Annotated in this window: 32 protein-coding genes; 17 read left to right on the top strand and 15 right to left on the bottom strand. The window is 72.1% G+C overall.

The window, feature by feature from the left end; translation table 11 throughout:
* Positions 1 to 126: 126 nt before the first annotated feature.
* Positions 127 to 567, top strand: a complete 441-nt coding sequence (locus Van01_RS11040) for a hypothetical protein (RefSeq protein ID WP_204005379.1) — start codon at positions 127 to 129, stop codon at positions 565 to 567.
* On the top strand, positions 564 to 1,565 hold the full coding sequence (locus Van01_RS11045) for an HTTM domain-containing protein (protein ID WP_204005387.1): 1,002 nt from the start codon (positions 564 to 566) through the stop codon (positions 1,563 to 1,565). The genes Van01_RS11040 and Van01_RS11045 overlap by 4 nt, the downstream gene beginning before the upstream one ends.
* On the opposite strand, the gene Van01_RS11050 is transcribed toward Van01_RS11045, so the two are convergent.
* Entirely contained in the window at positions 1,544 to 1,942 is a 399-nt protein-coding gene (locus Van01_RS11050; RefSeq protein ID WP_204005390.1) for a thiol-disulfide oxidoreductase DCC family protein, read from the bottom strand. The genes Van01_RS11045 and Van01_RS11050 overlap by 22 nt on opposite strands.
* A 91-nt stretch (positions 1,943 to 2,033) precedes the next feature.
* Between Van01_RS11050 and Van01_RS11055 the strand changes: the two genes are divergently transcribed.
* From Van01_RS11055 to Van01_RS11065, 3 genes are all read left to right on the top strand, one after another.
* On the top strand, positions 2,034 to 3,074 hold the full coding sequence (locus Van01_RS11055; protein WP_204005392.1) for an Rv2578c family radical SAM protein: 1,041 nt from the start codon (positions 2,034 to 2,036) through the stop codon (positions 3,072 to 3,074).
* 91 nt (positions 3,075 to 3,165) lie between these two features.
* On the top strand, positions 3,166 to 3,573 hold the full coding sequence (locus Van01_RS11060) for a CoA-binding protein (protein WP_204005394.1): 408 nt from the start codon (positions 3,166 to 3,168) through the stop codon (positions 3,571 to 3,573).
* Positions 3,574 to 3,615: 42 nt separating this feature from the next.
* A complete protein-coding gene (locus tag Van01_RS11065; protein ID WP_204005396.1) occupies positions 3,616 to 4,149 on the top strand; it encodes a DinB family protein in 534 nt (177 codons plus the stop codon).
* 50 nt (positions 4,150 to 4,199) lie between these two features.
* Here Van01_RS11065 and Van01_RS11070 read toward each other — a convergent pair whose 3' ends face one another.
* A complete protein-coding gene (locus Van01_RS11070; RefSeq protein ID WP_204005398.1) occupies positions 4,200 to 5,396 on the bottom strand; it encodes an acyl-CoA dehydrogenase family protein in 1,197 nt (398 codons plus the stop codon).
* A 206-nt stretch (positions 5,397 to 5,602) separates the two neighbouring features.
* Between Van01_RS11070 and Van01_RS11075 the strand changes: the two genes are divergently transcribed.
* Entirely contained in the window at positions 5,603 to 6,079 is a 477-nt protein-coding gene (locus Van01_RS11075; RefSeq protein ID WP_204005400.1) for a DUF4190 domain-containing protein, read from the top strand.
* Positions 6,080 to 6,109: 30 nt separating this feature from the next.
* Here Van01_RS11075 and Van01_RS11080 read toward each other — a convergent pair whose 3' ends face one another.
* Positions 6,110 to 6,946, bottom strand: a complete 837-nt coding sequence (locus tag Van01_RS11080; protein WP_204005462.1) for an SDR family NAD(P)-dependent oxidoreductase — start codon at positions 6,944 to 6,946, stop codon at positions 6,110 to 6,112.
* A gap of 190 nt (positions 6,947 to 7,136) precedes the next feature.
* On the opposite strand from Van01_RS11080, the gene Van01_RS11085 reads away from it, so the two are divergent.
* Entirely contained in the window at positions 7,137 to 7,697 is a 561-nt protein-coding gene (locus tag Van01_RS11085) for a DUF4190 domain-containing protein (protein WP_204005402.1), read from the top strand.
* Positions 7,698 to 7,751: 54 nt separating this feature from the next.
* Here the strand turns inward: Van01_RS11085 and Van01_RS11090 are convergent, their stop codons facing one another.
* A complete protein-coding gene (locus Van01_RS11090) occupies positions 7,752 to 8,708 on the bottom strand; it encodes an HpcH/HpaI aldolase/citrate lyase family protein (RefSeq protein ID WP_204005404.1) in 957 nt (318 codons plus the stop codon).
* A gap of 112 nt (positions 8,709 to 8,820) precedes the next feature.
* Between Van01_RS11090 and Van01_RS11095 the strand changes: the two genes are divergently transcribed.
* Both Van01_RS11095 and Van01_RS11100 read left to right on the top strand, forming a co-directional pair.
* Complete coding sequence (locus Van01_RS11095) at positions 8,821 to 9,645, top strand: SDR family NAD(P)-dependent oxidoreductase (RefSeq protein WP_204005464.1); 825 nt, start codon at positions 8,821 to 8,823, stop codon at positions 9,643 to 9,645.
* A 61-nt stretch (positions 9,646 to 9,706) separates the two neighbouring features.
* The gene (locus Van01_RS11100) at positions 9,707 to 10,426 is read left to right on the top strand and encodes a GNAT family N-acetyltransferase (protein WP_204005406.1); all 720 of its coding nucleotides are present in this window, start codon (positions 9,707 to 9,709) and stop codon (positions 10,424 to 10,426) included.
* 17 nt (positions 10,427 to 10,443) lie between these two features.
* Here the strand turns inward: Van01_RS11100 and Van01_RS11105 are convergent, their stop codons facing one another.
* A complete protein-coding gene (locus tag Van01_RS11105) occupies positions 10,444 to 11,370 on the bottom strand; it encodes a DMT family transporter (RefSeq protein ID WP_204005466.1) in 927 nt (308 codons plus the stop codon).
* A gap of 143 nt (positions 11,371 to 11,513) precedes the next feature.
* On the opposite strand from Van01_RS11105, the gene Van01_RS11110 reads away from it, so the two are divergent.
* Complete coding sequence (locus Van01_RS11110; protein WP_204005408.1) at positions 11,514 to 12,221, top strand: HAD family hydrolase; 708 nt, start codon at positions 11,514 to 11,516, stop codon at positions 12,219 to 12,221.
* A 93-nt stretch (positions 12,222 to 12,314) separates the two neighbouring features.
* On the opposite strand, the gene Van01_RS11115 is transcribed toward Van01_RS11110, so the two are convergent.
* Positions 12,315 to 12,779, bottom strand: a complete 465-nt coding sequence (locus tag Van01_RS11115) for a hypothetical protein (RefSeq protein ID WP_204005468.1) — start codon at positions 12,777 to 12,779, stop codon at positions 12,315 to 12,317.
* An 82-nt stretch (positions 12,780 to 12,861) separates the two neighbouring features.
* Entirely contained in the window at positions 12,862 to 13,731 is an 870-nt protein-coding gene (locus Van01_RS11120; protein WP_204005410.1) for a PhzF family phenazine biosynthesis protein, read from the bottom strand.
* Positions 13,732 to 13,839: 108 nt separating this feature from the next.
* Here Van01_RS11120 and Van01_RS11125 point away from each other — a divergent pair, with 108 nt between their 5' ends.
* The 3 genes from Van01_RS11125 (at position 13,840) to Van01_RS11135 (ending at position 16,983) form a co-directional block, all read left to right on the top strand.
* The gene (locus tag Van01_RS11125; protein ID WP_239098994.1) at positions 13,840 to 15,147 is read left to right on the top strand and encodes a magnesium transporter MgtE N-terminal domain-containing protein; all 1,308 of its coding nucleotides are present in this window, start codon (positions 13,840 to 13,842) and stop codon (positions 15,145 to 15,147) included.
* A complete protein-coding gene (locus Van01_RS11130; protein WP_204005412.1) occupies positions 15,140 to 15,769 on the top strand; it encodes a DUF1003 domain-containing protein in 630 nt (209 codons plus the stop codon). Before Van01_RS11125 ends, Van01_RS11130 begins: the two co-directional genes overlap by 8 nt.
* Positions 15,770 to 15,834: 65 nt before the next feature.
* Entirely contained in the window at positions 15,835 to 16,983 is a 1,149-nt protein-coding gene (locus Van01_RS11135; protein ID WP_204005414.1) for an Mrp/NBP35 family ATP-binding protein, read from the top strand.
* Positions 16,984 to 17,019: 36 nt separating this feature from the next.
* Here the strand turns inward: Van01_RS11135 and Van01_RS11140 are convergent, their stop codons facing one another.
* Entirely contained in the window at positions 17,020 to 17,430 is a 411-nt protein-coding gene (locus Van01_RS11140) for a twin-arginine translocase TatA/TatE family subunit (RefSeq protein ID WP_204005416.1), read from the bottom strand.
* A gap of 74 nt (positions 17,431 to 17,504) precedes the next feature.
* Positions 17,505 to 18,824 (bottom strand): S1C family serine protease, encoded by a 1,320-nt coding sequence (locus Van01_RS11145; RefSeq protein WP_204005418.1) that lies wholly within the window; start codon positions 18,822 to 18,824, stop codon positions 17,505 to 17,507.
* 183 nt (positions 18,825 to 19,007) lie between these two features.
* On the opposite strand from Van01_RS11145, the gene Van01_RS11150 reads away from it, so the two are divergent.
* Positions 19,008 to 19,682 (top strand): O-methyltransferase, encoded by a 675-nt coding sequence (locus Van01_RS11150; protein ID WP_239098995.1) that lies wholly within the window; start codon positions 19,008 to 19,010, stop codon positions 19,680 to 19,682.
* Positions 19,683 to 19,714: 32 nt separating this feature from the next.
* Here Van01_RS11150 and Van01_RS11155 read toward each other — a convergent pair whose 3' ends face one another.
* Positions 19,715 to 21,181 (bottom strand): leucyl aminopeptidase family protein, encoded by a 1,467-nt coding sequence (locus Van01_RS11155; RefSeq protein WP_204005420.1) that lies wholly within the window; start codon positions 21,179 to 21,181, stop codon positions 19,715 to 19,717.
* Between the two features lie 149 nt (positions 21,182 to 21,330).
* Positions 21,331 to 21,498 carry a DUF3117 domain-containing protein gene (locus Van01_RS11160; protein WP_013283866.1) on the bottom strand — a complete coding sequence of 56 codons (168 nt, stop codon included), beginning with the start codon at positions 21,496 to 21,498 and terminating at the stop codon, positions 21,331 to 21,333.
* A gap of 190 nt (positions 21,499 to 21,688) precedes the next feature.
* On the opposite strand from Van01_RS11160, the gene Van01_RS11165 reads away from it, so the two are divergent.
* Positions 21,689 to 22,513, top strand: a complete 825-nt coding sequence (locus Van01_RS11165) for a PaaX family transcriptional regulator (RefSeq protein WP_204005422.1) — start codon at positions 21,689 to 21,691, stop codon at positions 22,511 to 22,513.
* A complete protein-coding gene (locus tag Van01_RS11170; RefSeq protein WP_204005424.1) occupies positions 22,510 to 23,301 on the top strand; it encodes an enoyl-CoA hydratase-related protein in 792 nt (263 codons plus the stop codon). Before Van01_RS11165 ends, Van01_RS11170 begins: the two co-directional genes overlap by 4 nt.
* Before the next feature lie 57 nt (positions 23,302 to 23,358).
* Here the strand turns inward: Van01_RS11170 and Van01_RS11175 are convergent, their stop codons facing one another.
* The 4 genes from Van01_RS11175 to Van01_RS32965 are packed head-to-tail and all read right to left on the bottom strand — an operon-like array spanning position 23,359 to position 25,756.
* Positions 23,359 to 23,982, bottom strand: coding sequence for a hypothetical protein (locus Van01_RS11175; protein WP_204005426.1), 624 nt, complete (start codon positions 23,980 to 23,982; stop codon positions 23,359 to 23,361).
* Positions 23,983 to 23,986: 4 nt separating this feature from the next.
* Positions 23,987 to 24,577 carry a DNA-3-methyladenine glycosylase I gene (locus Van01_RS11180; protein WP_204005428.1) on the bottom strand — a complete coding sequence of 197 codons (591 nt, stop codon included), beginning with the start codon at positions 24,575 to 24,577 and terminating at the stop codon, positions 23,987 to 23,989.
* Positions 24,578 to 24,629: 52 nt separating this feature from the next.
* Complete coding sequence (locus Van01_RS11185; protein WP_204005430.1) at positions 24,630 to 25,118, bottom strand: SRPBCC family protein; 489 nt, start codon at positions 25,116 to 25,118, stop codon at positions 24,630 to 24,632.
* On the bottom strand, positions 25,115 to 25,756 hold the full coding sequence (locus Van01_RS32965) for a DivIVA domain-containing protein (RefSeq protein ID WP_239098996.1): 642 nt from the start codon (positions 25,754 to 25,756) through the stop codon (positions 25,115 to 25,117). Before Van01_RS32965 ends, Van01_RS11185 begins: the two co-directional genes overlap by 4 nt.
* A gap of 210 nt (positions 25,757 to 25,966) precedes the next feature.
* On the opposite strand from Van01_RS32965, the gene folP reads away from it, so the two are divergent.
* Positions 25,967 to 26,836 (top strand): dihydropteroate synthase, encoded by an 870-nt coding sequence (gene folP / locus Van01_RS11195; RefSeq protein ID WP_204005432.1) that lies wholly within the window; start codon positions 25,967 to 25,969, stop codon positions 26,834 to 26,836.
* The last annotated feature ends 20 nt before the right edge of the window (positions 26,837 to 26,856 follow it).

Consider the following 26,856-nt stretch of genomic DNA (forward strand, 5'->3'; position numbering starts at 1 on the left):
CGGGCCCGCTGCGGGCCCGGCCATCAACGTCCGCGCTCCTGCCGCGACACCTACCTGTCACAGCTGGGACACGGCCCGCCGCTCGGGCCACTCCGACGAGCAAAGGTGCCGTATCTTCGGCACGCGATGGATGTGTTGACGAGCCGTGGCCGCACCGTCCGGGTGGTGGTGACGGCACTCGGCTTCGCCGTCCTGCTCGCCGGCACCACCTGGGGCGCGGACGACCACTTCCCGTTCGGCCCCTTCCGGATGTACTCCACCTCCGATCCCGCCGACGCGGACGCCCCAGACACCCGGGTGGAAGGGGTCGACCTCAGCGGTAACCTCGTCGACCTGGGCGAGCGGGCGACAGGCATCCGCCGGGCCGAGATCGAAGGTCAGCAGAGCCGGTACGTCGACGACCCCAGCCGGTTGCGCGAGGTCGCCGAGGCGTACGGCCGACGCCATCCCGACGCACCGGAGCTGGCCGAGGTGCGGATCGTGATCCGGTGGCACGACATCACCGACCGTCGGCCCACCGGCCGCTGGATCGACGAGACAGTCGTCAGCTGGCAGGTCACCCGGTGACCCGCTGGCTCACCGAGGCGGTGCCGCGCGGTCGCGTCGCCGCGTTCCGCACGCTCGTCTACCTCTTCGTCGCCGCCGACCTGGTCTTCTTCACCCCCTGGGTACGCGACCGCGTCGACGTGCCCGGCAACCTGTACCAACCGCTCTTCGTCGGGCGCGTACTGCCGCTGCCCACCCCCACCGCGACGCTGGTGAGCGTGATCTTCTGGGCCCTGCTGCTGCTGGCCCTGCTCGCCGCGACCGGACGCGCTCCCCGACTGCTCGGCTGGACGGTCTTCGCGCTCTACCTGGAGTGGATGATCATCGCGATGAGCTACGGCAAGGTGGACCACGACCGGTTCGCCCTGCTCGTCGCGCTGGCCGTGCTGCCCACTGCGGGCCGGGCCCGGCACGGTGACCTGACCAGGTCGGAGGCCGGCGGCTGGGCGCTGCGGGTCACCCAGATCTCGGTGATCTGCACCTACTTCCTGGCTGCCTGGGCGAAGTTCCGCTTCGGCGGCCTGGACTGGGCGACCGGGTCGGTGCTCGCAAAAGCGATCATCCGACGCGGCACCGACCTGGCCGACCTGATCGCGCAGGTACCCCATCTGCTGCTCGTCGCCCAGTTCGGCATCCTCGCCTTCGAGCTGCTGAGTCCGCTGGTCTTCGTGCTGCCCGAGCGCTGGCGGCTCGCCACCGTCGGCTTCTTCTACTCGTTCCACCTGGTGACGATCGCGACCATCACCATCTCGTTCGCACCACACCTGGTCGCCATGACCAGCTTCCTGCCGCTGGAGAAGGTCCGCCCGGTGATCGCGCTCCGACGGCTGCTCGCCCGCAGGTCACCGTCCGACCGACCTGGCCTCGACCCGCATCCCCCGGTTGTCGCCACGCAACTCGGCGCCGACCCACCGGGCGTCACTCCTGCCCCGCCGACCGGGAAGCCGGCCGCTGTCCCGGCCACCGGGCGGCCGGAAACGGATGTGGTCGGCGAGTGTCAGCCGGCGGAGGGGCCGTAGAGGCGGTCCCGGGTCTCCTGGGGCAGCGAGCAGGCAGCCGTACCGCCCGGCATCCGGTGCCGGTTGCGGGCCACCCAGCGGTACGCGGGCCAGGCGGCGGCGCGTACCGGCGGAATCCGTAGCCCGGCTCCGGCGATCCGCCACCCACGGCCGCTGCTGGCGAGCAGCGCGGCGATGGCGTCCGGGCCTGCGGCCCGGCTGCCGTCGGAGCCGACCCACTGCACCGCCTCCTCGCACTCCGCCTCGGTCAGGCCGAGCCGGTCGAGCTCGGCGAACTGCCACGGCACCACCCGGGCACCGGTCGGGATCCGGCGCTCGATGAACTCCGCGCAGCTTGTGCAGAAGGCGCAGTCACCGTCGTAGACGAAGGTCGACATGCCTTCATCCTCCCCCTACGCCGCCCGACCCACACGCGGGTGTCCGGCGAGTCACTTGCACGCCACTAGGACATGTGTTCGAATACTGGCCATGCGCTGGGAGAACCTGACCGCTCCCCCGGTCGAGGGAGATCCCGGACGGGCAGCGCCAGCGACGCCACCCCTGCCGCTGGCGCTGCCCGAGGCGGTCGTCCGCACCTTCGACACCCCCGACTTCGCCGGCATGACCTTCTACGAGATACACGCCAAGTCGATCCTCAACAAGGTCCCGGGCACCTCCCGCGTCCCATTCGAGTGGACGATCAACCCGTACCGGGGATGCAGTCATGCCTGTTCGTACTGCTACGCCCGGAACACCCACACCTACCTTGACTTCGACGCGGGGGCGGACTTCGACAGCCGGGTGGTCGTCAAGGTCAACGCGGGTGAGCTGCTGCGTCGTGAGCTGGCCGCGCCGCGCTGGCGCGGCGCGCACGTGGCGATGGGCACAAACGTCGACTGCTACCAGCGGGCCGAGGGGCGTTACCGGCTCATGCCGCCGATCATCGAGGCGCTGCGCGACTTCGCCAACCCGTTCTCGATCCTGACCAAGGGCACGCTGATCCAGCGTGACCTGCCGCTACTGCGGCAGGCGGCCGAGGCCGCCCCGGTGAACGTCTCCTTCTCGGTCGGCTTCCTCGACGAGCAACTGTGGCGCTCGGTCGAGTCCGGCACGCCGAGCCCGCACCGGCGGCTCGACGCGGTACGCCGGTTCGCCGACGCCGGCTTCGAGGTGGGCGTACTGATGGCACCGATCCTGCCCGGCCTCTCCGACTCGGACGAGTCCATCGAGGCCACCGTGGCGGCGATCGCCGCCGCGGGCGCCGCCAGCGTGACGCCGCTTGCGCTGCACCTGCGCCCCGGTGCCCGCGAGTGGTACGCGCGGTGGCTCGGGCGGGAGCACCCCCGGCTGGTTCCGCGTTACCGGGAGCTGTTCCGGGCCGGCGCGTACGCGCCGCAGTTCTACCAGCGGGAGCTGACCGCCCGGGTCCGCATTGCCGCCCGCCGTCACGGGTTGATCCGGTCCGGGGCCGGCGAGCACCGTGACGCGCCGCAGCCAGCACCAGCGTCGGAGCAGCTGAGCCTGCTCTGAACGGGGCGGGCTGAGCGCGACGCAGTCGCCGGTGAGGTTCCCGAACTGTCGATCGGGGGCAGCCTGACAGCGACGCGGCTACAGTCGTCGGATGCGTTCCGCCAAGCAGATCCTCGCCGACGCCGGCGTGATCGCCGTCGTGGGCGCGTCCCGCGATCCGGTCAAGGCTGCCCACCGCGTGCCGCTGGAGATGCAGCGGCACGGCTGGCGCATCATCCCGGTCAACCCGTCCGCCGACGAACTCTTCGGCGAGCCGGTGTACCGGTCCCTGGCCGACATCCCGCACCCGGTCGATCTGGTCGACGTCTTCCGGCCGGCCGACGACGCCGTCGATGTGGTGCGGCAGGCGGTGGCGATCGGCGCCCCGGCGGTGTGGTTGCAGCTCGGCATCGTCTCGCCGCAGGCCCGGCGGATCGCCGAGGAGGCCGGCATCGACTACGTGGAGGACCGCTGCCTGATCGTGGAGCGGGCCGCCGCCGGGCTGACCCGGCGGAGCTGAATACCAGTCGACCCGGGCGGCGATCAGCGGCATCCTGTGCGGATGCCCACGTCGTGCCAGAGCCTCCTCCGGTGGCAGTTCGACCTCACCTGGTCGCTGTTCGAGTACCACCTCGAACGGTTGGAGCCGGCGGATTTCGGGTGGCAGCCGGCCGAGCATCTGTGGACCATGCGCCGCGATTCCGAGGGCCTGTGGAAACCGGACTGGGCGGACGCTGAACCCGATCCGGTCCCGGTGCCCACGATCGGCTGGCTGAGCTGGCACCTCGGCTGGTGGTGGACCTCGGCTGCCGATCACCTGAGCGGACGCCCGGTGCCGGCGCGGGAGGACGTCGACTGGCCCGGACCGGGCGCGGAGACCGTGTCGTGGCTGCGGGACCTGCGTACCCGGTGGCTGGCGGTGCTCGACGACCTCACCGACGGCGATCTTGAGGCCGCTGCCACGTTTCCGTGGCCGGCCGAGAGCGGGCACACCGTCCGGCACCTGGTGGGCTGGGTCAACGCCGAGCTGATGAAGAACGTGGCCGAGATCGGTCAGCTCCGGCTGATGCGCGCGGCGCAGGCCCCCTCGGCGTGACCCACGTCAGGCGGGAACCCTGACCCCACGAGGCGTCCTTTCCGTACCGCTCAGAGCTTGTACTCGCGGAGCAGACCCCGGGAGATGATCGTCTTTTGGATCTCCGAGGTGCCCTCGCCGATGAGCAGGAACGGGGCCTCCCGCATCAGCCGCTCGATCTCGTACTCCTTGGAGTAGCCGTAGCCGCCGTGGATGCGGAACGCCTCCTGGACGACCTCGGCGCAGTACTCCGAGGCGAGCAGCTTCGCCATCCCGGCCTCGACGTCGTTGCGCTGGCCGGCGTCCTTGAGCCGGGCCGCGTTGACCATCAGGGCATGCGCCGCCTCGATCTTCGTACCCATCTCGGCCAGCTTGAAGGCGATGGCCTGGTGCTTCGCGAGCGGCTGGCCAAAGGTCCGGCGCTGCTGGGCGTACCCGACGGCCAGCTCGAAGGCCCGGATGGAGATGCCGCAGGCCCGGGCGGCGACGTTGACCCGGCCGACCTCGATGCCGTCCATCATCTGGTAGAAGCCCCGGCCCACCTGGTCGGCGCCGCCGAGGACGGTGCTGTCGGGGACTGTGACGCCGTCGAGAACCATTTCGGTGGTCTCGACGCCCTTGTAACCCATCTTCTCGATCTTGCCGGGGATGGTCAGGCCCGGTGCGGTCTCACCGAAGCCGGGTTCCTTCTCCAGCAGGAAGGTGCTCATGTTGCCGTAGACCGAGTCGGCGCCGGTCTCGGTCCGGACCAGGGTGGCCACCACCGACGAGTACGCGCCGTTGGTCAGCCACATCTTCTGGCCGTTGATGACGAAGCGGTCGCCGTCGCGGACCGCCTTCGACTTGATCGCTGAGACGTCGGAGCCGCACTCCGGTTCCGACATGGAGAACGCGCCGCGCACCTCGCCGGTGGCCATTCTCGGCAGCAGTCGGGCCCGCTGCTCGGCGGAGCCGTGCTGGGAGATGAGGTAGGCCACGATGAAGTGCGTGTTGACGATGCCGGAGATCGACATCCAGCCCCTGGAGAGTTCCTCCACCACAAGTGCGTAGGTGAGCAGAGACTCGCCGAGACCGCCGTACTCCTCGGCGATGGTGAGCCCGAACAGGCCCATCTCCTTCATCCCGTCGAGGATGTCGGTCGGGTACTCGTCGGCGTGCTCCAGGCGCTGCGCGTGCGGGATGATCTCCTTGTCCGCGAACTCCCGGACGGTCTCCAGGATCGACCGCTGCTCGTCGGTCAGACCGGGCGTCTGGGCGAGTCGAGCCATCTCAGCCTCCGGGGAATCGGCGCCTTACTCACTGGTAACTAAACGCTCGATCAGTATCGGTCGCGCGGGCCTCGGCGGCCAAGGTGACCAGTCCACACAACCGCTGTGAAAAGGTTCACCGCTGCGGGTAGCGTCCCGCAATGAGGGCCTTCCCACCAGGGCGGACGCCCTGCGGGGGACCGTGAGGCGGTACGGAGGAGGAGAACGTGGGCCAACCACCGGAGCCGGACCAGCCGCCGTCGCCCTACGAGCCGCCGCCGGGCGGGCAGCAGCCACAGTACGGCCAGCCGTACGGACAGCAGGGCGAACAGCCGGCGTACGGGCAGCCGTCGTACGAGCATCCGGGTCAACCGCCCCACGGCCAGCAGTGGGGCCAGCAACCGCCGTACGCCCCGCAGGTGCCCTACGGACAGTACGGACCGCCAGCCGGCCAGAGCGGCGGCGGCGGCGGCACGAACGTGCTCGCCATCCTGTCGCTGGTCTTCGCCTTCGTCTTCGCTCCCGCCGGCATCGCCCTGGGCCACCTGGCCAAGCGGCAGCTGCGCACCAGCGGCGAGGACGGTGACCAGCTCGCCACCTGGGGCCTGATCCTCAGTTACGTCTTCACTGGCCTGTTCCTGCTGGCCTGCTGCGGCTGGCTGGCACTGGCGATCTGGGCCGGCTCCGACGGCACCAGCACCTAGAGCCGGGACCGAGGGTCCCGGAGGCCGCACTCAGCGGAACTGGGCCTCCCGGACGCTGTTGCCGCCGTCGACCACGAGCATCTGCCCGGTGATGTACGACGCGGCCGGCGAGCAGAGGAAGGTGATCGCCGCGGCGACCTCGTCCGGCGTGCCGGGACGCCCGACCGGCGTACCAAGGCCCTGTTTGATCTCCGCCATTGTCGACGCCGCGGTGTAGATGGTGCCCGGGGCCACCGCGTTGACAGTCACCCCGTCGGCGATCATCTCCATGGCCAGCGCCCTGGTCAGGCCCACCACGCCAGCCTTGGCCGCCGCGTACGCCGCCTCGGTGGGCAGCGCGTTGACCGGCCCCGCGGTGGCGGAAAGGTTGACGATCCGTCCCCAACCCCGCTCGGCCATGCCGCCGATGAAGGCCCGGCTGCACAGGAACGCGGTGGTCAGGTTCCTGTCGATCTCGCCACGCCACTCGTCGTAGCTGAGCTGTGCGACCGGGCGCAGCACCTCCGGGCTGGCCCGACTGGCCAGTCCGGCGTTGTTGACAAGCACCTCGACATCGCCGAGCTGCTCGGTGACGGCATCGGCCAGCGCGCCCACCTCCGACTCGTCGGTGAGGTCGGCGACGAAACCTGTCACCCCGAGTTCACCGGCCCGCTCGTGGATGCGCCGCGTCGTCGACACGATCGCCACCCGGGCGCCGAGGTCGGACAGCCGGCGGGCGGTGGCGTACCCGATGCCGTCCGGGCTGCCCGCCCCCGTCACCAGCGCCACCTTGCCGTCCAACCGCATCGTCACCGGCTCCGGCAGTGGCGCCGGTGCGTCCTGGTCACCGGGCTCAGGTGTCACAGCCGAGCGTGGGCGGCGGCCCATGCCCGGCCGGCTGACGTCCCGTCTCGGTCTGTTGCCGGAACGGTCCGCCGCGCGCGCGTCAATCCCCATGCCGAGATCCTGCCCTTACCGCCGCTGTCGGGCAACGCGCGCCCGATGCCGGGCGCGTCGCGGGGTACGCGGCGGTGACTACCCTGACTGCGCCACAACATCGCGACGGAAGAGAAGCCCGATGACGCAACCCCCGCAGGCGGGCGGCTGGCCCGAGCCCGCATCGACAGGCCAGCCGTCCGGCCCGCCCGCTGATCCGACCCTGCCGGTCCACCCCCAGCCACCGATTCCACCGCAGCCGTCCGGCTACGACCCGTACCAGCCGGTTGCCGACTCGTACGCCGGCATGAAGTCGGACCCGGCCGCCGCGCCCTACCCGCCCGCCGGCTACCCGCCCGCTGGCTACCCGCCGGCCCAGCCGCCCGGTTACCCGCAGGCTCCGCCCGGCTACGGGTATCCCCCGCCCGGGTACGGCTATCCGCAACAGAAGACGAACTCGATGGCGATCGTCGCCCTGGTCCTCTCCCTGATCGGGGTGGGATCCTGCATCACCGCCCCGATCGGCGCCATCATGGGACACGTGGCGATGCGCCAGATCCGGGAGACCGGCGAGAGCGGCGAGGGGATGGCCAAGGCCGCCATCATCGTCGGCTGGATTCTCACCGGCCTGCTCGCGCTGGTGATCATCGGTTACGCCGTCGCGATCGCCTTCGCCATCGCGAACTCGTCCTCCACCACCTGACCTGTGCCGCCCGCCCCGACCTCGGTCGGGGCGGGCGGGTGACGAGTGGTACGGCTACTCGGCCGGCGGGGTGAACGTCGAGGTACGCGTCATGCCGGCCGCCCGGCCCTTGGCGGCGATCACGAGAGCCATCTTGCGGGACGCCTCGTCGATCATCTCGTCGCCGAGCATGACCGCGCCCAGTCGGCCACCCGCCTCCGAGGTGTAGTGCTGGTACGCGTCGAGGATCAACTCGGCGTGGTCGTAGTCGGCCTGGGCCGGCGAATAGACCTCGTTCGCGGCGTCGATCTGCCCGGGATGCAGAACCCACTTCCCGTCGAAGCCGAGCGCCGCCGACCGCTTCGCCACCTCGCGGAACGCGTCGGTGTCCCGGATCTGCAGGAACGGGCCGTCGATGGCCTGCTTGTCGTGCATCCGGGCGGCCATCAGGATCCGCATCAGGATGTAGTGGTACGGGTCGCCCGGGTAGTCGGGGATGAGCGCGCCGACCACAAGTGACTTCATGTTGATCGACGCCATGAAGTCGGCCGGGCCGAAGATGATCGTCTCGACGCGGGGCGACGCGGCGGCGATGGCGTCGACGTTCACCAGGCCGGCGGCGTTCTCGATCTGCGCCTCGATGCCGATCCGGCCCACCTCCAGGCCGAGGGTCTTCTCCAACTGGGTGAGGGTGATGTCCAGCCACTGCACCTGCGCGGCGTTCTGGACCTTCGGCAGCATCACGCAGTCGAGGTTGGCCCCCGCGCCCTCCACCACGTCGATGACGTCCCGGTAGGTCCACGGGGTGGTGAGATCGTTGACCCGGACCACCCGGGTCTTGCCGGCCCAGTCGCCCTCGTTGAGCGCGGCCACGATGTTCTTGCGGGCGTCCGGCTTGGCCAGCGGGGCGACCGCGTCCTCCAGGTCGAGGAAGACCTGGTCGGCCGGGAGTCCCTGGGCCTTGCCGAGCATCTTGACGCTCGATCCAGGTACGGCCAGGCAGGACCGGCGGGAACGCCCAACAACGGCCATCGACGGCGCTCCTTCCGGGGTACGGCCGGGGGCCGCCACCCCTGACTTAACGATCCCAAAGGTGCTTGTGACGCCACGGTAACCTCGTCCCGTGACCGCGGTGAATGGACCTGTGGAAGATGTCACTGACCGTCGACTGGTCGTGATCACCGGCGCCAGTTCCGGCATCGGGTTGGCCGCTGCCACGAACCTGGCCTGCCGGGGCGACCAGGTCGTCCTGGTCGGCCGGGATCCGGCCCGACTGCGCGCCGCAGCCGCCGAGGTACGCGAGGCCTCCGGGGAGCGGCCCGAGGTGTTCCGCGCCGACTTCGCCGTCCTCGACGACGTCCGGCAGATGGCCGGACGTCTGCGTGCCGCGTACGACCGGATCGACGTGTTGGCCAGCAACGCCGGTGCGATAGTGCTCCAGCCGGTCACCACCGTCGACGGGTTCGAGCTGTCCATCCAGGCCAACCACCTGGCACCGTTCCTGCTGGCCAACCTGCTGGCCGACCGGGTGCGTCGGATGGTGGTGACCGCCTCCGGCGCGCACCGCAGCGGCCGACTCGATCCGGACGATCTCAACGCGCCGCTGCGCCGTTACCGGCCGCTGTCCGCGTACGGCACCAGCAAGCAGGCGAACATCCTCTTCACCGCCGAGGCGGCCCGACGGTGGCCGCAGGTCGAGTCGTACTGCTTCCATCCCGGGGTGGTGCGGACCCGCTTCGGCAACGACAGCCGGTTGGTCGCCCTCGGCATGCGTCTGCTGCCCTTCCGCAGCCCGGTCAAGGGGGCGCAGACGCTCGTGTGGCTCGCCAACCAGGACCGGTCCCGGTTGCGCGCCGGCGGCTACTACTTCGACTGCCGGCCCCGCCGACCGTGGCCGAAGGCAGCCGATCCGCGACTCGCGGAACGACTCTGGGCGGCGAGCGCCGCCGCTGTCGGCGTACCGGGCTGACCGTCCGTCGGGTGGGACAACCGGGTCGCCGTGGTCGGGAAACATTGCGATACTCCGCGCCATGACCGTCACGGAAGGCACCAGCCTGCGGGTGCTCGGCAAGGACGAGGACCTGGCCGCCCGGTTGGACGCCGAGCTGACCGCTTTCAACAACCAGGCCACCGGCGTCGCCGACGAGGCGGAACTGGCTGTCCGGGTCACCGACGCGGACGGTGAGCTGGTGGCCGGGTTGACCGGGTGGAGCTGGGGCACCTGCGCCGGGATCAACATGGTCTGGGTACGCGCGGACCGTCGCGGCGAAGGCTGGGGCGGCCGGTTGCTGGCGGCGGCCGAGCAGGAGGCCCGCCAGCGCGGCTGCACCGAGATCTCGGTCGCCTCGTTCTCGTTCCAGGCCCCGGGCTTCTACCGCCGGCACGGCTACCTCGACACCGGCCGGCGGGAGGGCATCCCGGGCGGTCACGTCGACCACCACTTCTGGAAGTCGCTGGTCACCGACCCGGCCGCCGCGGTGCGCCTGGTCGCGCTCGTGGAGTTGCCCGACGACGCGGTCGAGGCCGGGCAACGGTACGAGGACACGGTGCTCGCCCTGCTGCCACGCCACGGCGGCCGGCTGGAACGGCGGCTGCGTACCGGGGACGGGTGTGCCGAGGTGCACGTCATCAGGTTCGACACCCGGGCCGGTTACGAGGCGTTCCTGGCCGACCCGGAGCGGGTGGCGCTACGCGCGGGGCTCGGCGACGCCGCCCCGCAGACCCGGGTGCTCGAGGTGCACGAGGTCTGACCGGCGAGGGGCCGGTGTCAGTCGCGGACCGGTGCCGCGTCCGCCGGCACCGCCGTGCTGACCCGTGCCGTACGCCGGGCCGTGCGGGCGCTGGAGAGCACCACCACCGCGACGCCGACAAGCAGCAACGACAGGCCGGGCAGGGTCACCAGGTCGGGCAGCTGGCCCAGCCACGCCCAGCCGATGAGCGCCGCACCGGGTGCCTCCAGCAGGATCAGCACGCTGACCGTGGTGGCGGAGACCCGCCGCAGGGCGTAGCTGAACATCGAGTGGCCGAGCAACTGCGCGCCGCCGACCAGGGCGAGCACGGCCAGCCAGGTACCGGTGTCGAAGCCGCTCAGCGGCACCCCGCCGACCAGGCAGATCACCAGCAGGATCAGCCCGCACACGCCGTAGCAGATGGTGGTGTAGGTGGCGTTGCTGACGGTGACCCGGGCGCGCTCCCCCAACGCGGTGTACACAGCCGCGAACAGACCACCGGCAAGTGCCAGCAGGTCCCCGGTGAAGGCCTGACCGGAGACCGTGAAGTCGGCTCCGGTCGCCAGCACCGCCCCGGCCACCGCCACCCCGATGCCCGCCCAGACACCCGCCGGCAGTCGGCGGCCCTGGGCCCGGGCGATCAGCCCCTGCCAGACCGGCTGGGTGGCCACCAGCGCGGTTGCGGCGGCCACCGAGGTGAGCTTGGCGCTCGGCATCCAGGTGGCGAAGTGCGCCGCCAGCGCCACCCCGGACAGGACGCAGTACATGCCCTCGCGGCGACCGACGCCTGTGGTCAGGGCACGGAACTCGGACCGCCGGCGGACCAGCGCGAACGGACTCAGCACGGCGACCGCCAGCACGTTGCGCCAGAACGCGACAGCCAGGGCGGGCGCGGCGGCGAAGGCGATGAGCGGCGCGGATGACGAGACGGCGAGGACGGCCACGGCCAGGGCCGCGCCGGTCATCAGGTCAAGCGGCGGACGATGGGGTTCGGGGACCACGAGATGCAATCTTCACATGTCCTGCGGTGACCACATTCCGTCAACGGTCGGTTACGATCATGCGCGTCCCCGTCGGGGCTCCTCTCATCCGCCCGGAGTCAGTACCCATGACCAGGTTCCGAGCGGTGCTGTTCGACTTCTTCGGCACGTTGACCCGTCCGGTCCAGCGTGGCAAAGGTCACCTCAGCACCGCCGAGCTGCTCGGCTGTCCGCCGGACACCTTCCTGGAGGTGCTCGACCGCAGCTTCTACGAACGCGCCAGCGGACGGTTCGGCAGCGTCGAGGCGACCCTGCGCTGGGTGTGCGAGCAGGCCGGCGTACACCCTCCGGCGGAGGCGTTACGGGCTGCCGCCGCCGCTCGGCACCGGGCGGTACGCGCGGACACCCGGCTGCGGGACGAGGCCTTGCCGACCCTGCGGGCGTTACGGCGACAGGGCGTACGGACCGGCGTGATAAGTGACTGCACCCACGAGTTGCCGGCGTTCCTGCCGGAACTGGCGATCGCTCCGCTGCTCGACGTCCGGGTGTTCTCCGTCCAGGTCGGGCGATGCAAGCCGGACGCCACCCTCTATCTGGCCGCCTGCGCGCGGCTGGGTCTGCCGCCACGAGACTGCCTCTACGTGGGCGACGGCGGTAGCCAGGAGCTGACCGGCGCGCAGCGTGCCGGCCTGAGCGCCGCTCGGCTGGCCTCGCCCGACCTGGCCGATCACCTGGTGTTCAACCTCGACGTCGACTGGGCCGGGCGGACGCTGAGGTCCCTCACCGAGGTGGTCGACCTGGTCGAGGCGGTCGCCCCGGTCGGCACCCCGTCGTAACCGGGCGGCGTCGGACGCCCGCGCCACAGATGGGCCTCGCGCGTCGCCGATCAGGCCCGCCGTCGACGGTCCACCCGGCCCCGGTGGGACGGGTCAGCGGCGTCGGACGCGGTGCAACCGGAACGGCCGGCGGGTGACCCGCACGGCCGGCGTCGGCCGGGGCGGTTCGGCAAGCGAGCCGGCCGGCAGTTCGGCTCCGTGCGCGGGCTGGCCGGCCGGGGCGAGCCGCATCAGGGCACATCCGTCGGCGGCCCAGCGGGCGACGAGTTCAGCGGTCGGCCCGGGCGCGTTCAACCGTTTGGCGCCCACCAACGGGGCGAGGGTGTCCCACTGCTCGGTGCCGGGTGCCACCCGGCTGACCCGCGCCGGCCAGGTGACGATCCGGCCTCCGTGGTCGCCGCGCAGCGTCACCTGGGCCTGGTCGGCTTCGGCCAACCCCGGGGCGGCCTGCTCGCCGGGGCCGACGACCACGAAGAGCGCCGCCTCCAGGGGTACGCACCACAGGGCCAGCGGCGGACCGTCGGCCACCGCGACCCAGGCCACCGAGGCCTTCTTCATCGCCTCGTCGACCAGGGGGTGGTTCTCGTGCTCGTCGGTCACCGCGGCATCCTCTCGTATCCGGGCCGGTCCGCGTCGGTTGTCAGCCGACGAACGGCGGGACGAGGATCTCCCCGCGCGCCACAGGCATCACCTGACCGGCGACGCTCGTGCCCACCGCCACGCCACCGGCTGCGGTCACGGTGCAGGCCAGCGAGGACGGGCGGCCCATCTCGACGCCCTGCCGGACGGTGTACGACGATCGTCCCTCGCCGGGCAACAGGCCGCTGGCGACCAGCCACACCCCGAGGCCGAGCGCGGCCGACCCGGTCGCCGGGTCCTCGGGTACGCCGAGACCGGGGACGAAGACCCGGGCCTGCGCGGTTTGGCTGACGGCGTCCCAGGAGAAGACGCTGACATGCTCAATGCCGTACCGCCCGGCCGTCACCGGGTTCACCTGGGCCCGGGCCAGGGCGTCGGGGCGTACCGGCAGGAACGGAAACTCCAGGCCGCAGCCGGCGACCCGCGGTGCCGGACCGAGATGGTCCTCAGCGGCGAGCCCGACCATCTCCAGCAGCGGCTCCGGTTCCAGTTCGGGTCCGAGGGTGGGACTGCCACCGGTGAGGGTCGCGGCACCGGCACTGACCTCGATCGGCAGCACCCCGGCACCGCACTCCTGGGTGACCTGCCCCACCGGGAACACGCCCCGGCGGGCGGCGGTGACCGCTGCGCCGACGCTGGGGTGACCGGCGAACGGCAACTCGTCGACAGGCGTGAAGATCCGGGCCCGGTAGGTGGCCCCGGCCTGGGTCGCGGGCAGCACGAAGACCGTCTCCGAGAGGTTGAACTCCCGCGCCAGAGCCTGCATCTGGTCGGTCGCCAGCCGTTCGGCGCCGAAGACCACAGCGAGTGGGTTCCCGGCGTACGGACGGTCGGTGAAGACGTCCACGATCTCGTAAGCCAAGGTCGACATGTTGATAGACACTAGGCCCTCGGGGCGTTTGTCGGGGTCACTGCCCGGCCGTGCCGGTCCTGAACCATGGTGGGCCGGGGCGTCGACATACCCCCTAGGCTGGTGCCCGTGAGCACGCCGACCCGGGTCTACATCGCCCGCCTCGCCGGAGTCGCCGTCTTCGATCCCAACGGCGACCAGGTGGGCCGGGTACGCGACGCGGTGGCCCGGCTGCGCGCGAGCCAGCGACCGCCCGAGGTGGTGGGGCTGGTCGCCGAGATGCCGATGCGCCGACGGATCTTCCTCTCCATCAACCGGATCACCTCGATCGACGCCGACGCCATCGTGCTGGGCAGCGGCACGCTGAACCTGCGCCGGTTCGAGAAGCGCCCGAACGAGTTGCTCGTCCTCCAGGAGCTGCTGGACCGCCGGGTGCAGGTCGCCCCGGAAGGTCGGGCCGCGTCGGTGGTCGACGTGGCGATGGAGTGCAGTCGCGGCGGCGAGTGGTCGCTGACCCGGGTGGCGGTCCGCGAACAGACAGGTCGGTTGGCCCGCCGGGGCCATCTGCACCAGGTCGAGTGGAATCAGGTACGCGGGCTCAGCGGGGTGGCGGAGACCCGGGGCACCGCCAACCTGCTTGCCGTACTCGAGGACATGCGCCCGGCCGACCTGGCCAACGCGCTCCAGGATCTGCCCGACGCCCGACGCAACGAGGTCGCGGCGGCCCTGGACGACCATCTGCTCGCCGACGTGCTCAGCGAGCTGCCCGAGCACGACCAGGTGGAGATTCTCGCCGCGCTGGACCGCGAGCGGGCCGCCGACATCCTGGAGGAGATGGAGCCGGACGACGCCGCCGACCTGTTGGGCGAGCTGCCGCCGCCGGAGCAGGACGTGCTGCTCGACCTGATGGAGCCGGACGAGGCCGATTCGGTACGACAGTTGCTGAAGTACACGCCCGGCACGGCGGGCAGTGTGATGACCTCCGAACCGGTCATCCTGCCTCCGGACGCGACGGTGGCCGAGGCGCTGGCCCGGATCCGGGAGCCCCAGCTCTCCCCGGCGGTGGCCGCGCAGGTGTTCGTGGCCCGGGCACCGATGGCCACCCCCACCGGGCGCTACCTGGGCATGGTGCACTTCCAGCGGCTGCTCCGCGAGCCCCCGGCCGACCTGCTCGGTGGCGTGGTGGTCAACGACATCGACCCGTTGCGCCCGACCACGCCACTTCCGGAGATCACCCGCCGGATGGCCACCTACGATCTGGTCGCCATGCCGGTGATCGACCGGAACAACCGGCTGGTGGGCGCCGTCACCGTCGACGACGTGCTGGATCACTCACTGCCCCGGGACTGGCGGGACCGGGACGCGGTGAGCGGCCCCCAGAACGGGGCGACGGCGTCAGCCGTCGCGGACTCGGCGACGGGCGGTGACCATGACTGAGCAACGGCGCGCGGAACGGCTGGACCTGCCACGGGAGCCCCGGGGCTTCAAGCTGCCCCGGGTGGACCAGGAGACGTTCGGACGCTGGGCCGAGGGCATCGCCCGGGGCATGGGTACCGCGAACTTCATCGTCTACATGACGCTTGTGATCAGCGCGTGGTTCCTCTGGAACACCCTCGCCCCGGCGGGGATGCGTTTCGACCCGTACACCTTCACCTTCCTCACCCTGGTGCTCTCCATCCAGGCGTCGTACGCGGCGCCGCTGATCCTGCTGGCACAGAACCGCCAGGCCGACCGCGACCGGGTGGGGATGGAGGAGGATCGGCGTCGGGCGACCATGCAGAAGGCCGACACGGAGTACCTGGCCCGGGAGATCGCCGCGCTGCGGATCGCGCTGGGCGAGGTGGCCACCCGGGACTTCGTCCGGTCCGAGCTGACCCGGCTGGCCGAGGAGTTGGACGAGGCGGCGCAGCGGCGTCAGCGGCTGGAACGCCGGCACCGGGACGACCCGGCCGCCCGGACCGGTGGCGACGGGTTGGACGAGCCCCGCGACGAGGTGGACGGCGATCCGCCGGGTGACGGTCGTCACGACCGGGCGACCTCCCGCCGCCCGGAGAGCTGATCGACCCGCTCACATCGTTGCGACCGCCACCGGCGGCGGCACCCTGCCGACGTAGCATTGCGGGCATGTCAGCTCCCGTCAGCACCGTCAACGACGCCGTCATGGCCGCCCTGGCCACCGTCAACGACCCGGAGATCCGCCGGCCGATCACCGAACTCGGCATGGTGCGCTCCGCCGAGGTCGGCGAGGACGGTGTGGTCCGGGTCGAGTTGCTGCTGACCGTGGCCGGTTGCCCGCTGAAGGACAAGCTGCGCAGCGACATCACCGCCGCCGTCGGCGCGGTGAGCGGAGTCAGCCGCGTCGAGATCGACTTCGGGGTGATGAGCACCGACCAGCGCAAGGAGCTTCAGGCGAAGCTGCGCGGCGGCGGCGCGACCGAGGAGCCGGTCATCCCGTTCGCCCAGCCCGGCTCCCGCACCCGGGTCTACGCGGTGGCCAGCGGCAAGGGCGGCGTCGGCAAGTCCAGCGTGACTGTCAACCTGGCCGCCGCGCTGGCCGCCCGAGGTCTCGCCGTAGGCGTGGTGGACGCGGACATCTACGGGCACTCGGTGCCGCGCATGCTCGGCGCGGACGGCCTGCCCACCCGGGTCGAAGACATGATCATGCCGCCGCAGTCGCACGGGGTGAAGGTCATCTCGATCGGGATGTTCACCGCCGGCAACGCCGCAGTGGTCTGGCGGGGGCCGATGCTGCACCGCGCCTTGCAGCAGTTCCTCGCCGACGTCTACTGGGGCGATCTCGACGTGCTCCTGCTCGACCTGCCCCCGGGCACCGGCGACGTGGCGATCTCCCTGGCCCAGCTGCTGCCGAACGCCGAGATCCTGGTGGTCACCACCCCCCAGGCCGCCGCCGCCGAGGTGGCCGAGCGGGCCGGCGCGATCGCCCTGCAGACCCACCAGCGGGTGGTCGGCGTGATCGAGAACATGTCCTGGCTGGAACTGCCCGACGGCTCCCGGATGGAGATCTTCGGAGCCGGCGGTGGTCAGACGGTGGCGGATTCGCTGACCCAGACCATCGGCGCGCAGGTGCCGCTGCTGGGCCAGGTGCCGCTGGACACCCGGGTCCGGGAGGCGGGCGACGAGGGCAACCCGATCGTGCTCGCCGAGCCGGACTCCCCGGCGGCGAAGGCGCTGGGCCAGGTGGCCGACCGGCTCGCGCTACGCCGCGAGTCACTGCTCGGCAAGCCGCTGGGCCTCAAGCCGGCCGATCGCTGAACCGGCCGGTCGGTTGCTCGACCGGGGTGGTGGGCGTCAGGTGACGTCGTCGTAGCTGACCGCGCGGGGAGCCGGGGCGGCGCTCGCCGGGGCCGGGCCGGGCCGGCGCGGGTCCGCCGCGTTCGCGACGTCCTTGAGCTCGTCGTGCACGCCTGTGACGTCCGCCCGGAGGCCGTCGTAGACACCCTGGAGCGGCTTCCGGATCGCCTGCTCGTCCTCCTCGCTGAGCAGGTGCTTGCGGATGAACGCCTTGGGGTGCAGGTCCTCCAACTGGATGTCGGTGCCCAACTCCTTGCTCAGGTCGGTGGTGGCGCTGCGGGCCATGGTGCGCAGGTTGCGCACCATTCGCAGTCCGTCGCTGATCACCACCGGCAGCCGGTCGCCGAAGATCAGCAGCGCGAGCAGCAGCAGCGCGCCGACCTCCCACACGTTCAGGTTCTCGAACACCCTCGGTCCCCCTTCCCCTGACTACCGCAGCCAGAGTACGCACGTAGGTGCCGCTGCCAGAAGAGGGTGAGAGGTCACTTCGCGTCCGCGGCCAGGGTGACCGAGGCGTTCTGCCGGCTGGAACCCCGGCGGTACTCCACGGTCACCACCGATCCGGGCGCGTACTTGCGGACCAGGGCGATCAGGTCGGTCGGCTCGGTCATCGGACGGCCGTTGAGCTTCAGGATCACGTCACCGGCGCGCAGTCCCGCACCGGCGGCCGGGCCGGACGGCTCGACAGTCGCGAGGCGTACCCCGGTGCCGTTGGTGCCCGAACCGGGCCCGCCGACCTGGGCACCGATCACCGTGCGGCGGGCCTTCCCGGTGCCGATGATGTCCTGCGTGATCCGTTTCGCCTGGTTGATCGGGATGGCGAAGGCGAGGCCGATGTTGCCGGCCTCCTGCCCCTCGGCGACCAGGGACTTGATCGTCGAGTTGACGCCGATGACCCGCCCGGCCGAATCGACGAGCGGACCGCCCGAGTTGCCGTGGTTGACCGCAGCGTCGGTCTGGATCGCGGCGTAGTAGCGCGTCGGGCCACCCGGTTCGCCGGCGTGCATCGTCCGGTCCAGGGCGCTGACGATGCCCGCGGTCACCGTGTTCGCCAGCGACAGCGGTGAGCCGATCGCCAGCACCGGGTCGCCCACGGCCAGCGTGTCCGAGTCGCCGAACTCGACCGGACGCAGCCCGGTGCGGGAGACCTTGATCACGGCTATGTCGGACTCCGCGTCCTGTCCCACCACCGTCGCGGCGGCCGAGCTGCCGTCGTTGAAGATCACCGACGCCTTGCCGGTACCGCCGGCCACCACGTGGTCGTTCGTGATCACATGCCCGTCGGCACTGGCGATGAAGCCCGAGCCTTCGCTGGTGCCACCCAGGCCGGCGACCCGCACGGTGACCACGCTGGGCAGGACCCGTTCGGCGACGCCGGCCAGCGACTCCGGCGGACGCTGGGCGAGCGTGGGCACCGTACCGGGGACCGCGCCGAGGACCGCCCCACCGGCACCACCACGGATCGCGAACGCGTAGCCGAGCGCACCGCCGAGCGCACCGGCGAGCAGGGCTGTCACAAGCGGAATGACCAGGAGCTGGTGGAGCCTCGGCCGGCCGGCCGCGTCCGGGTCGGTGACAGGTTCCGGCTCGCTACCGGCCACCGGTGCCGCCGGCAGCACCACAGCCGTCGGTGCGTACGGATCCCGCCATGGGTCGGCGAGCGCGTCGGACCACCACGGCGACGCGGCGTGGCCGCCGTCCTGTGGTGTCGCCGGCACACCGGCTGGCGGATGCCCGGCCGCCGGCTGCCCGGCCGGTGCTCCGCCCACGCCGGGCTGGCGCCAGTCCCAGCCGTCGGTCACTCGGTGCCTCCCACTCCCGTCCCCGGTGTCCACGCGTCCGCGCCAGGCGCGGCCGACGGACACCGCTTCCAGGATTGCACGGATGCGCCGCGCGGGGTCAGCGGTTGTCACTGCGGGTGGATGCCCCGCTGCGCTCGGGGCGGGCCGCCTTTAGAGTCACAGTGCCCAACCGCCCTGCGCATCATGCTCGTCGCCCGGAGGTGCCTCATCGCCACGGTCGCCGGTTCCGGCAGTTCGACGAACCCGGCCCTGCAGTTCGCCGAGTCGTACGTCACCGAGGACCTCGTCCTGCGGACCGCGCGCAGCCTCGCCCACGAGGTCGGTCTAGCCGCTGTCACACCTGGCGCGGGAGCCGCGTTGCGCCTGCTCGCCGCCGCCGGCAACGCCCGTGCGGTGGTCGAGATCGGCACCGGCACCGGGGTCAGCGGTGTGTGGCTGCTGCGCGGTATGCGGGTCGACGGGGTACTCACCACCATCGACGTCGAGGTGGAGCATCAGCGGATCGCCAGGCGCATCTTCGCCGAAGCCGGTTTCATCTCCGGCCGCACCCGGATCATCACCGGCCGGGCGCTGGACGTGCTGCCCAGGCTCGCCGACGGCGCGTACGACCTGGTCTTCGTCGACGCCGAGGTGACAGGCTTCACCGCCTGCGTGGACGCCGCGCTGCGGCTGCTGCGGCCGGGCGGGGTGCTGGTGCTCAACGGTGCGCTGGCCGGCGGGCGGATCGGTGACCCGGCCGCCCGCGACCCGGAGACGGTGACGGTACGCGAGACGGTGAAGGCCATCCGCGAGTCGGAGCACTGGATCCCGGCGCTGCTGCCGGTCGGTCACGGGCTGCTGGCCGCGGTGCGCTGCTGAGCCGACCCACCCGCGATCCGGCCCGGGACGGGTCAGTCCAGCGCGGCCAGCCAGCGCAGCAGCCCGCGTACGCCCCAACCGGTCGCGCCCCGGGTCAGCTCAGCGTCGTCGCGTTCGCACCAGGAGGGGGCGGACATGTCGATGTGCAGCCAGCGGTCACGCAGCTCGCCGGTGAACTCCCGCAGGTACAGAGCGGCCAGCACGGAGCCGCCGCCCTGCGTCGGCGCGCTGTGCAGGTCGGCCAGGTCGCTGCCGAGGTGCTCGACGTAGTCGCTGGGCAGCGGCATCCGCCAGGCGGACTCGCCGGCCGACCTGATCGCCGTGAGCAGGTCCTCGGCGAGCTGGTCGTTGTCGCTGTAGAGGGCACCGGTGCGGGTACCCAGGGCCACCGCGTTCGCGCCGGTCAGGGTGGCCAGGTCGACAAGCAGGTCGGGCTTGAGTTCCTGCACGGCGTACGCCAGCGCGTCGGCGAGGACCAGCCGGCCCTCCGCGTCGGAGTTCGTCGTCTCGCTGGTCAGCCCGCCGTAGTGCCGGACGATGTCCCCGGGCCGGAACGCGGCCCCGCTGACCATGTTCTCGGCCAGCGGCGCGAGCGTGGTCACCCGTACCGGCAGCCGCAGCGCCGCGGCTCCGAGGGTGGCCGCCACGACGGCGGCGGCGCCGGCCATGTCCTTGCGCATCAGCTTCATCGCCGGTACGGGCTTGATCGAGATGCCGCCGGTGTCGAAGGTGATGCCCTTGCCCACCAGAACCACGTGGGTACGGGCGTCCGAGGGGTGCCAGTCCAGCTCGACCAGGCGCGGGCCGCTTGCCGATCCCCCGCCGACGGCGAGGATGCCGCCGAAGCCCTCGGCTGTCAGTTGCGCCGGCTCGCGGACCCGCAAGGTGAGCCCGGGCAGGTCGGTGACGGCCTCGGCGACCTGCTCGGCGAACCACTGCGGGTTCTTCACCGAGGAGGGCATGTTCGTCAGGTCCCGGGCCAGTCGGGTCATCCGGGCGGTGGTCCGGGCCACCGTGACGGCCTGCTCGTACGCCTCGGGCTCGGTGACCGCCAGGTCGACGTCGGTGAGCGTGGGGCCGTCGGCGTCCGCAGCGAGCCGGAACCGGTACGACCCCAGCAGCAGACCTTCGACCAGACCGCGCACCGCCTCGGGCGGCGCACCCGCCGGCAGCGCCAGTGTGATATGAGTCTCATCTTTTGCCGCGCGGGCCAGCGCTGCGCCGCTCGCCCGCCAGGCCGCCTCATCCGCCGCACCGATCCCGAGCAGCAGCAGCTTCCGGGGGGTCCCTCCGGGCCGTAGCTGGGTGTGCATCTCCCCGGCCCGGCCGTTGAACCGCGCCACCGGTACCAGCGCGGCCACCTCGTCGGCGATCCCCTCGGGTGGGGTCACTCCGGTCGGGACCGGCTCGGCCGCAGCGGCCTCGGCGGCACCGGACCGCACGGGCAGGACCAGGGTGTCGAGCCGTTCCGGCTCGGCGGTCAGACGGATGGCGAGCACGCGGATCCGTACCTCCTGGAGACGGACGCGCGGTGGATCGGCCGCGCGCGGGTGTGACGGCTCTGAGCCACCGGTGATACCGGTGGCTCAGAGCCAGGGACCAGACGAACCGTCCGCGGTGGCGAGCGTCGCCGACGAACCGGCCTCACTCAGCCGGCAGCCGCCTTCAGCGCGTCACCGAGAGCAGTCGCCTCGTCGGGAGTCATCTCGACGACGAGCCGGCCACCGCCCTCCAGCGGGACCCGCATGACGATGCCCCGGCCCTCCTTGGTGACTTCCAGCGGACCGTCGCCCGTCCGCGGCTTCATCGCCGCCATGTTGTCTCCCCTCAGACCTACACCAGGGTCGGTGGGTTGCCCCACAGCCACTTCGCCATGACCACCCGCAACTTGCACGTGGGTGTCGACCGACGATTTTCCCTGATGAACACCGCCGGACCCAAACCGAAGCAGCATTGATGTAACAGCATCTAGCTTATCCTTAGATGGCCTGTCACAATGTGCGGTCATGCAGGCACGGTCGGCACTCTTCGACCTGTACGGCGACCACCTCCGGCCACGGGGTGGGCGCGCACCCGTTGCCGCGCTGGTCAAGCTGCTGGCACCGCTCGGGATCGCGCCACCCGCCGTACGGACGGCGGTTTCCCGCATGGTGCGCCAGGGCTGGCTCGAACCGACCAGACTGACCTCCGGACCGGGATATTCGATCACACCGAAGGCGGCCCGCCGACTGGACGAGGCGGCCTCGCGGATCTACCGCACCGGCCGGGTCACCTGGGACGGGCGCTTCGACCTGCTGGTGCTGGACGCGCCGAGCGCACGGCGGGACCGCCAGCGACTCGCCGCCAACCTGCGGTACCTGGGCTACGGCACGCTCGACGAGCAGACCTGGGTGGCCACCCGTCCGGCCGAGGACGTCGACCTGCTGCTCAGCGAGGCGGGCGTACGCTTCGAGCGGTTCAGCGCCGCGCACACCGCCGGCACGCCGGGGGCGATGGGCCTGGTCCGCCGAGCCTGGGACCTGGCCGAGATCGGCCGGGCGTACGAGCAGTTCGTCGCCGAGCAGCGGACGCTGCTGACAGGTGTCACGGCGCGCAGCGGCGACGAGGAGGCGTACGCGGCCCGGTTCCGGCTGGTGCACGCGTGGCGTACGTTCCTCTTCCGGGACCCGCAGCTGCCACCGGCGCTGCTGCCCGAACGTTGGCCCGGCATCGCCGCGGCCAGTTTCTTCGACCGCCATGCGGCCCGGCTCCGGCCGGCCGCCGACCGGTACGTCGAGCAGTGCCTCGACGGTGGACACCGGACAGCCCGACAGAAGGGTCGCCAGACGTGACCGAGCCGCTGCTCGTCGACCGCACCGACGCGGTCGTCACCCTCACCCTGAACCGCCCGAAGGCGATGAACTCGCTCGACGTGGCGCTCAAGGAGGCGCTCCGGGACACCCTTGCCGAGCTGGAGTCCGACCGTGGCTGCCGGGCGGTGGTGCTCGCCGGAGCCGGCGGGTCGTTCTGCGCCGGCCAGGATCTACGCGAGCACGTCAGCAGCCTCCAGGTGGGCGACGGCAAGCAGCTGGACACGGTGCGGGCGCACTACAACCCGATCGCCGCCCGGCTGGCCAGCCTGCCGAAGCCGGTGGTGGCCGCGGTCCGGGGCATGGCCGCCGGGGCGGGTGCCTCCCTGGCCTTCCTGGCCGACATCCGCATCGGTGGCCCGTCGACAAGCTTCCTGATGGCGTTCGCCAAGGTCGGGCTGGCCGCCGACACCGGCGCCTCGTGGACGCTGCCCCGGCTCGTCGGCCACGCCAAGGCCGTCGAGCTGCTGATGCTGGCCGAGCCGGTACGCGCCGAGGAGGCCTGCCGGTTGGGGCTGCTCAACCGGATGACCGACGACGACGAGCAGGTACTGCCCACCGCGCAGGAACTGGCCGCCCGACTCGCCGCCGGACCGACAGTCGCCTACGGGGCGATCAAACGTCAGCTCTCCGTCGCCGACGCCGGCACTCTCGCCGACGCGCTGGCCGCCGAGGCGCAGGCGCAGGCGATCTGCGGTGCGACAGCGGACCACAGCGCGGCGACGATGGCCTTCGTCAACAAGCAGCAGCCGGTCTTCGAAGGCCGCTGAGCCGCCGCCGGCGCCTGCCTGCCGGCCGGCCGGAGCCCGCCGGCCACCCGGGGTCGGTCAGTCGTCCTCTTCCGGGTCCTGGTTCGCCTCCGCGCCCAGTACGAACGCCTGCATGGCCAGTTCGTCGCCGGAGGGTGAGACGAAGGCGGGCAGCTCCCGGGGGCCCAGTTCCTGCACGTACGCCCAGAACAGCCGGACCGCCTCCGCCGGCGAGTCGGCCTCGATCGGCAGGTCCAGGCTGACCAGCCAGGTGCGGCGCTGCGGTGCCGGGCCGAGCCGGTCGACCAACTCGCGGAAGGTGGCCGCGTCGAGCGCGGTGACCGGCCCGCCGAGAATCAGCTCGTCCGCCGGCACCGGTTCGTCGAAGGCCCGCCGGGTGTACGCGACGACGAGCGCGTCGGGCGCGCGGTCGGACTGCGGGTCGTCCGGATCCTCCGGACGGCGGGCGGCCGGGCCGGCGACCCGGCCCACCGCCACCAGCCGAGGCGGCTCGTCGGTAAGCACCGCGACCTGGTCGCCGAGGCGGGGCAGGATGCTCTCGTCCAGCCCGGTCAGTTCGAGTGTGTCGTGGTGGACGAGCCGCTCGGCGTCGTACCGTCCGGCGGGCAGGAGCACGGCCCAGGTGCCCGTGCCGTCCGCCTGGCTCGCCCCGTTCACCCGGTGTGCGGTGTCGGTCGTCATGCCCTCATCCCATCACGCCCGTCCTGGATGTCACGACGTGGCAGCCCGCAAGGTGGTCGTCGACCATCCCGGTGGCCTGCATCAGCGCGTACGCCGTGGTCGGGCCGACGAACCGGAAGCCACGCTTCTTGAGCGCCTTGGCCATGGCCGTGGACGCGTCGGTGAGCGCGGGCACGGCGGCCCCGGAGCCCGGACGGGCCCGACCCGCGGGCGGGGCGAAGGACCAGAGCAGTGCCGAGAGTCCTTCGGGGAGTTGCTGCGCGGCGCGGGCGTTCGCGATCGCAGCCTCGATCTTGGCCCGGTTGCGGACGATGCCGGCGTCGGCGAGCAGCCTCGCCACGTCAGCCTCGTCGTAGCCGGCCACCGCGTCGATCCGGAACCCGGCGAAGGCCGCCCGGAAAGCCTCTCGCTTGCGCAGGATGGTCAGCCAGGACAACCCGGATTGGAACGCCTCGAGCGTCATCCGCTCGTAGAGGGCGTCGTCACCGTGCAGCGGACGGCCCCACTCGGTGTCGTGGTAGACCGCGTAGTCGGGGGTGCTGGCTCCCCACCCGCACCGGGCCAGCCCGTCGGCCCCGATCACCAGTTCAGTCACGGCGTCAAGGCTAGTGGGGTGACCGACAACCCGGTGCCGCCCCGCGCGCCGGTCAGGGCAGGCGGCCCCGCTCGACCTGGCGGGCGAAGCGGCGCAGCGCCCGGGTGAGGCTGAACTTGGAGCCGGGCCAGAGCACCGGCCAGGCCACCCGGCCGGCCGGGCCGCCCGGCAGGTGGAACCACTCGTGCCAGACCACCTGACTGCGTCCGCTCTCCAGCGGGGTGCAGCGAAGCACCCCGGGGCCGCGCAGCAGCGTGCCGCAGTGCACCACGCCGATCTCGTACGGCGCGTCCACCCGGACCACCCGCATCTTGTCCCGCAGCACCGCCGGGCCGATGGCGGTGACCGCCTCGACCAGGCTCCCCTCACCACCGTCGCCCTCCACCACCCGGACTGTGGTGAACGGGATCCACTCGGACTGCCGCTCCCAGGCCAGCAGAGCGGCGAAGACCTTCTCCGCCGGGGCGTTGACGATCACCGTGGCGGTGACCTCACCAGCACCGGGCTGGGCCGCCTCGCGTAGATCGTCCGGGCCGCTCACGCCGACTCCGACCGGACCGCCGGCCCACGGGTGCCGGACCCCGGCGCCCCGCTGTCGCTCGGCGCCACATCGGTGACCGGGTCAGCGGCGGTGGCGGCCGAGGCGTCATCGGTCGGCGCGGTCGGCGCAACCTCCGGCTGCGCCGCCGACGCGGCGGTGGCCTCCGGAGCCGGGGCGGGCCGGTCACCGGCCTCGACCACCGCCGGGGTCACCGAAAGCTCGATCGTCGCCCCTTCGGCCGCCGGAGAGTCCCAGGGGGCGGCCCCGGCCTCGATCGGGTTGGCCGCCTGCTCGCGGGCCCGGCGGAGCGCGTCGGCGTCGGCGGTCCGTCCGTCCCGCAGCGCTGTCACCTCTGCCTCCAGCACACCGATCAGCTCGGCCTTGTAGCCGATGTCGTACGCCGCCCGGCGCATCGCCTGATCAACCTGGGTCATCCGGTACCCCCGCAGCGCGGTGTCGAAGCGCACCTCGCTCACGTCCGACTCGCGCAGCGGACGATCGCCGGGCAGCGGCACCGCCCGCCCGTCCGCCTCGACCGGGGCCAGGCCGGGATCCCGACCGGTAACCAGCGCCGTCACGCCGAACACGACCGCCGCGACGGTGACCGCCACGACCAGCAGGAGCAGAAGCTGACCCATGTACTGATCGTGGCACGCCGAAGGGAACGGGGCGACCCCACCCGGCGCGGCGTACCGGACGAGGCGCCGATGCGGCGGTCCGGAACGCGCCGGGCCCGGACGACGCGGCACCGCAGACGTTCCCGGCCACCGCGCCGGACCAACCACCGGATAGCGTCACCGGTGCGGCGGCGTGATCGGCCGGCGGCGTACGGCGATGTGGGAGGTGGCGTGGCCGGAGTGCTGCGGCTCGGGGCTCGGCGGTTCGGTCCCGACGAGCTTGTGGTGATGGCGATCGTCAACCGCACTCCGGATTCGTTCTTCGACCGGGGCGCGACCTTTCAGGCCGACAGCGCGCTGCGGGCGGTGGAACGGGCGGTGGACGAGGGCGCGGACATCGTCGACATCGGTGGGGTGAAGGCCGGGCCGGGCGCCGAGGTCGACGTCGCCGAGGAGATCCGTCGCACGGTGGGCACCATCGCCGCGGTACGGGCGGCCTTCCCGGAGGTCGTCATCTCGATCGACACCTGGCGCGCCGAGGTAGCGGTGGAGGCCGTGGCGGCCGGCGCGGACCTGCTCAACGACACCTGGTCGGGGGCGGATCCGGCGCTGGCCCGGGTGGCGGCCCAAACCGGCGTCGGGCTGGTCTGCTCGCACGCGGGCGGGCTCAGCCCGCGTACCAGGCCGCACCGGGCGGCCTTCGACGATGTCGTGGCGGACGTGGTCACGACGGTGACCGGGCTCGCCGACCGTGCGGTGTCCCTGGGCGTACGCCCCGACGGGATCCTGATCGACCCGGCCCACGACTTCGGCAAGAACACCCGCCACTCACTGGAGATCACCCGGCGGCTGGGCGAGCTGACCGCGACCGGCTGGCCGGTGCTGGTGGCCCTGTCGAACAAGGATTTCATCGGCGAGGCGCTGGACCTGCCGGTCGCCGAACGGTTGGAGGGAACGCTCGCCGCGACGGCGGTCTCCGCGTGGCTGGGTGCCCGGGTCTTCCGCGCCCACCAGGTCCGCCCCACCCGCCGGCTGCTGGACATGGTCGCGTCCGTCCGGGGAGATCGCCCACCCACGCTCAGCCGGCGCGGCCTCGCCTGAGCTGTCGCCGGGCCGGGGGC

It is taken from the genome of Micromonospora andamanensis (genome assembly GCF_016863495.1).
Classification (GTDB): Bacteria; Actinomycetota; Actinomycetes; order Mycobacteriales; family Micromonosporaceae; genus Micromonospora; species Micromonospora andamanensis.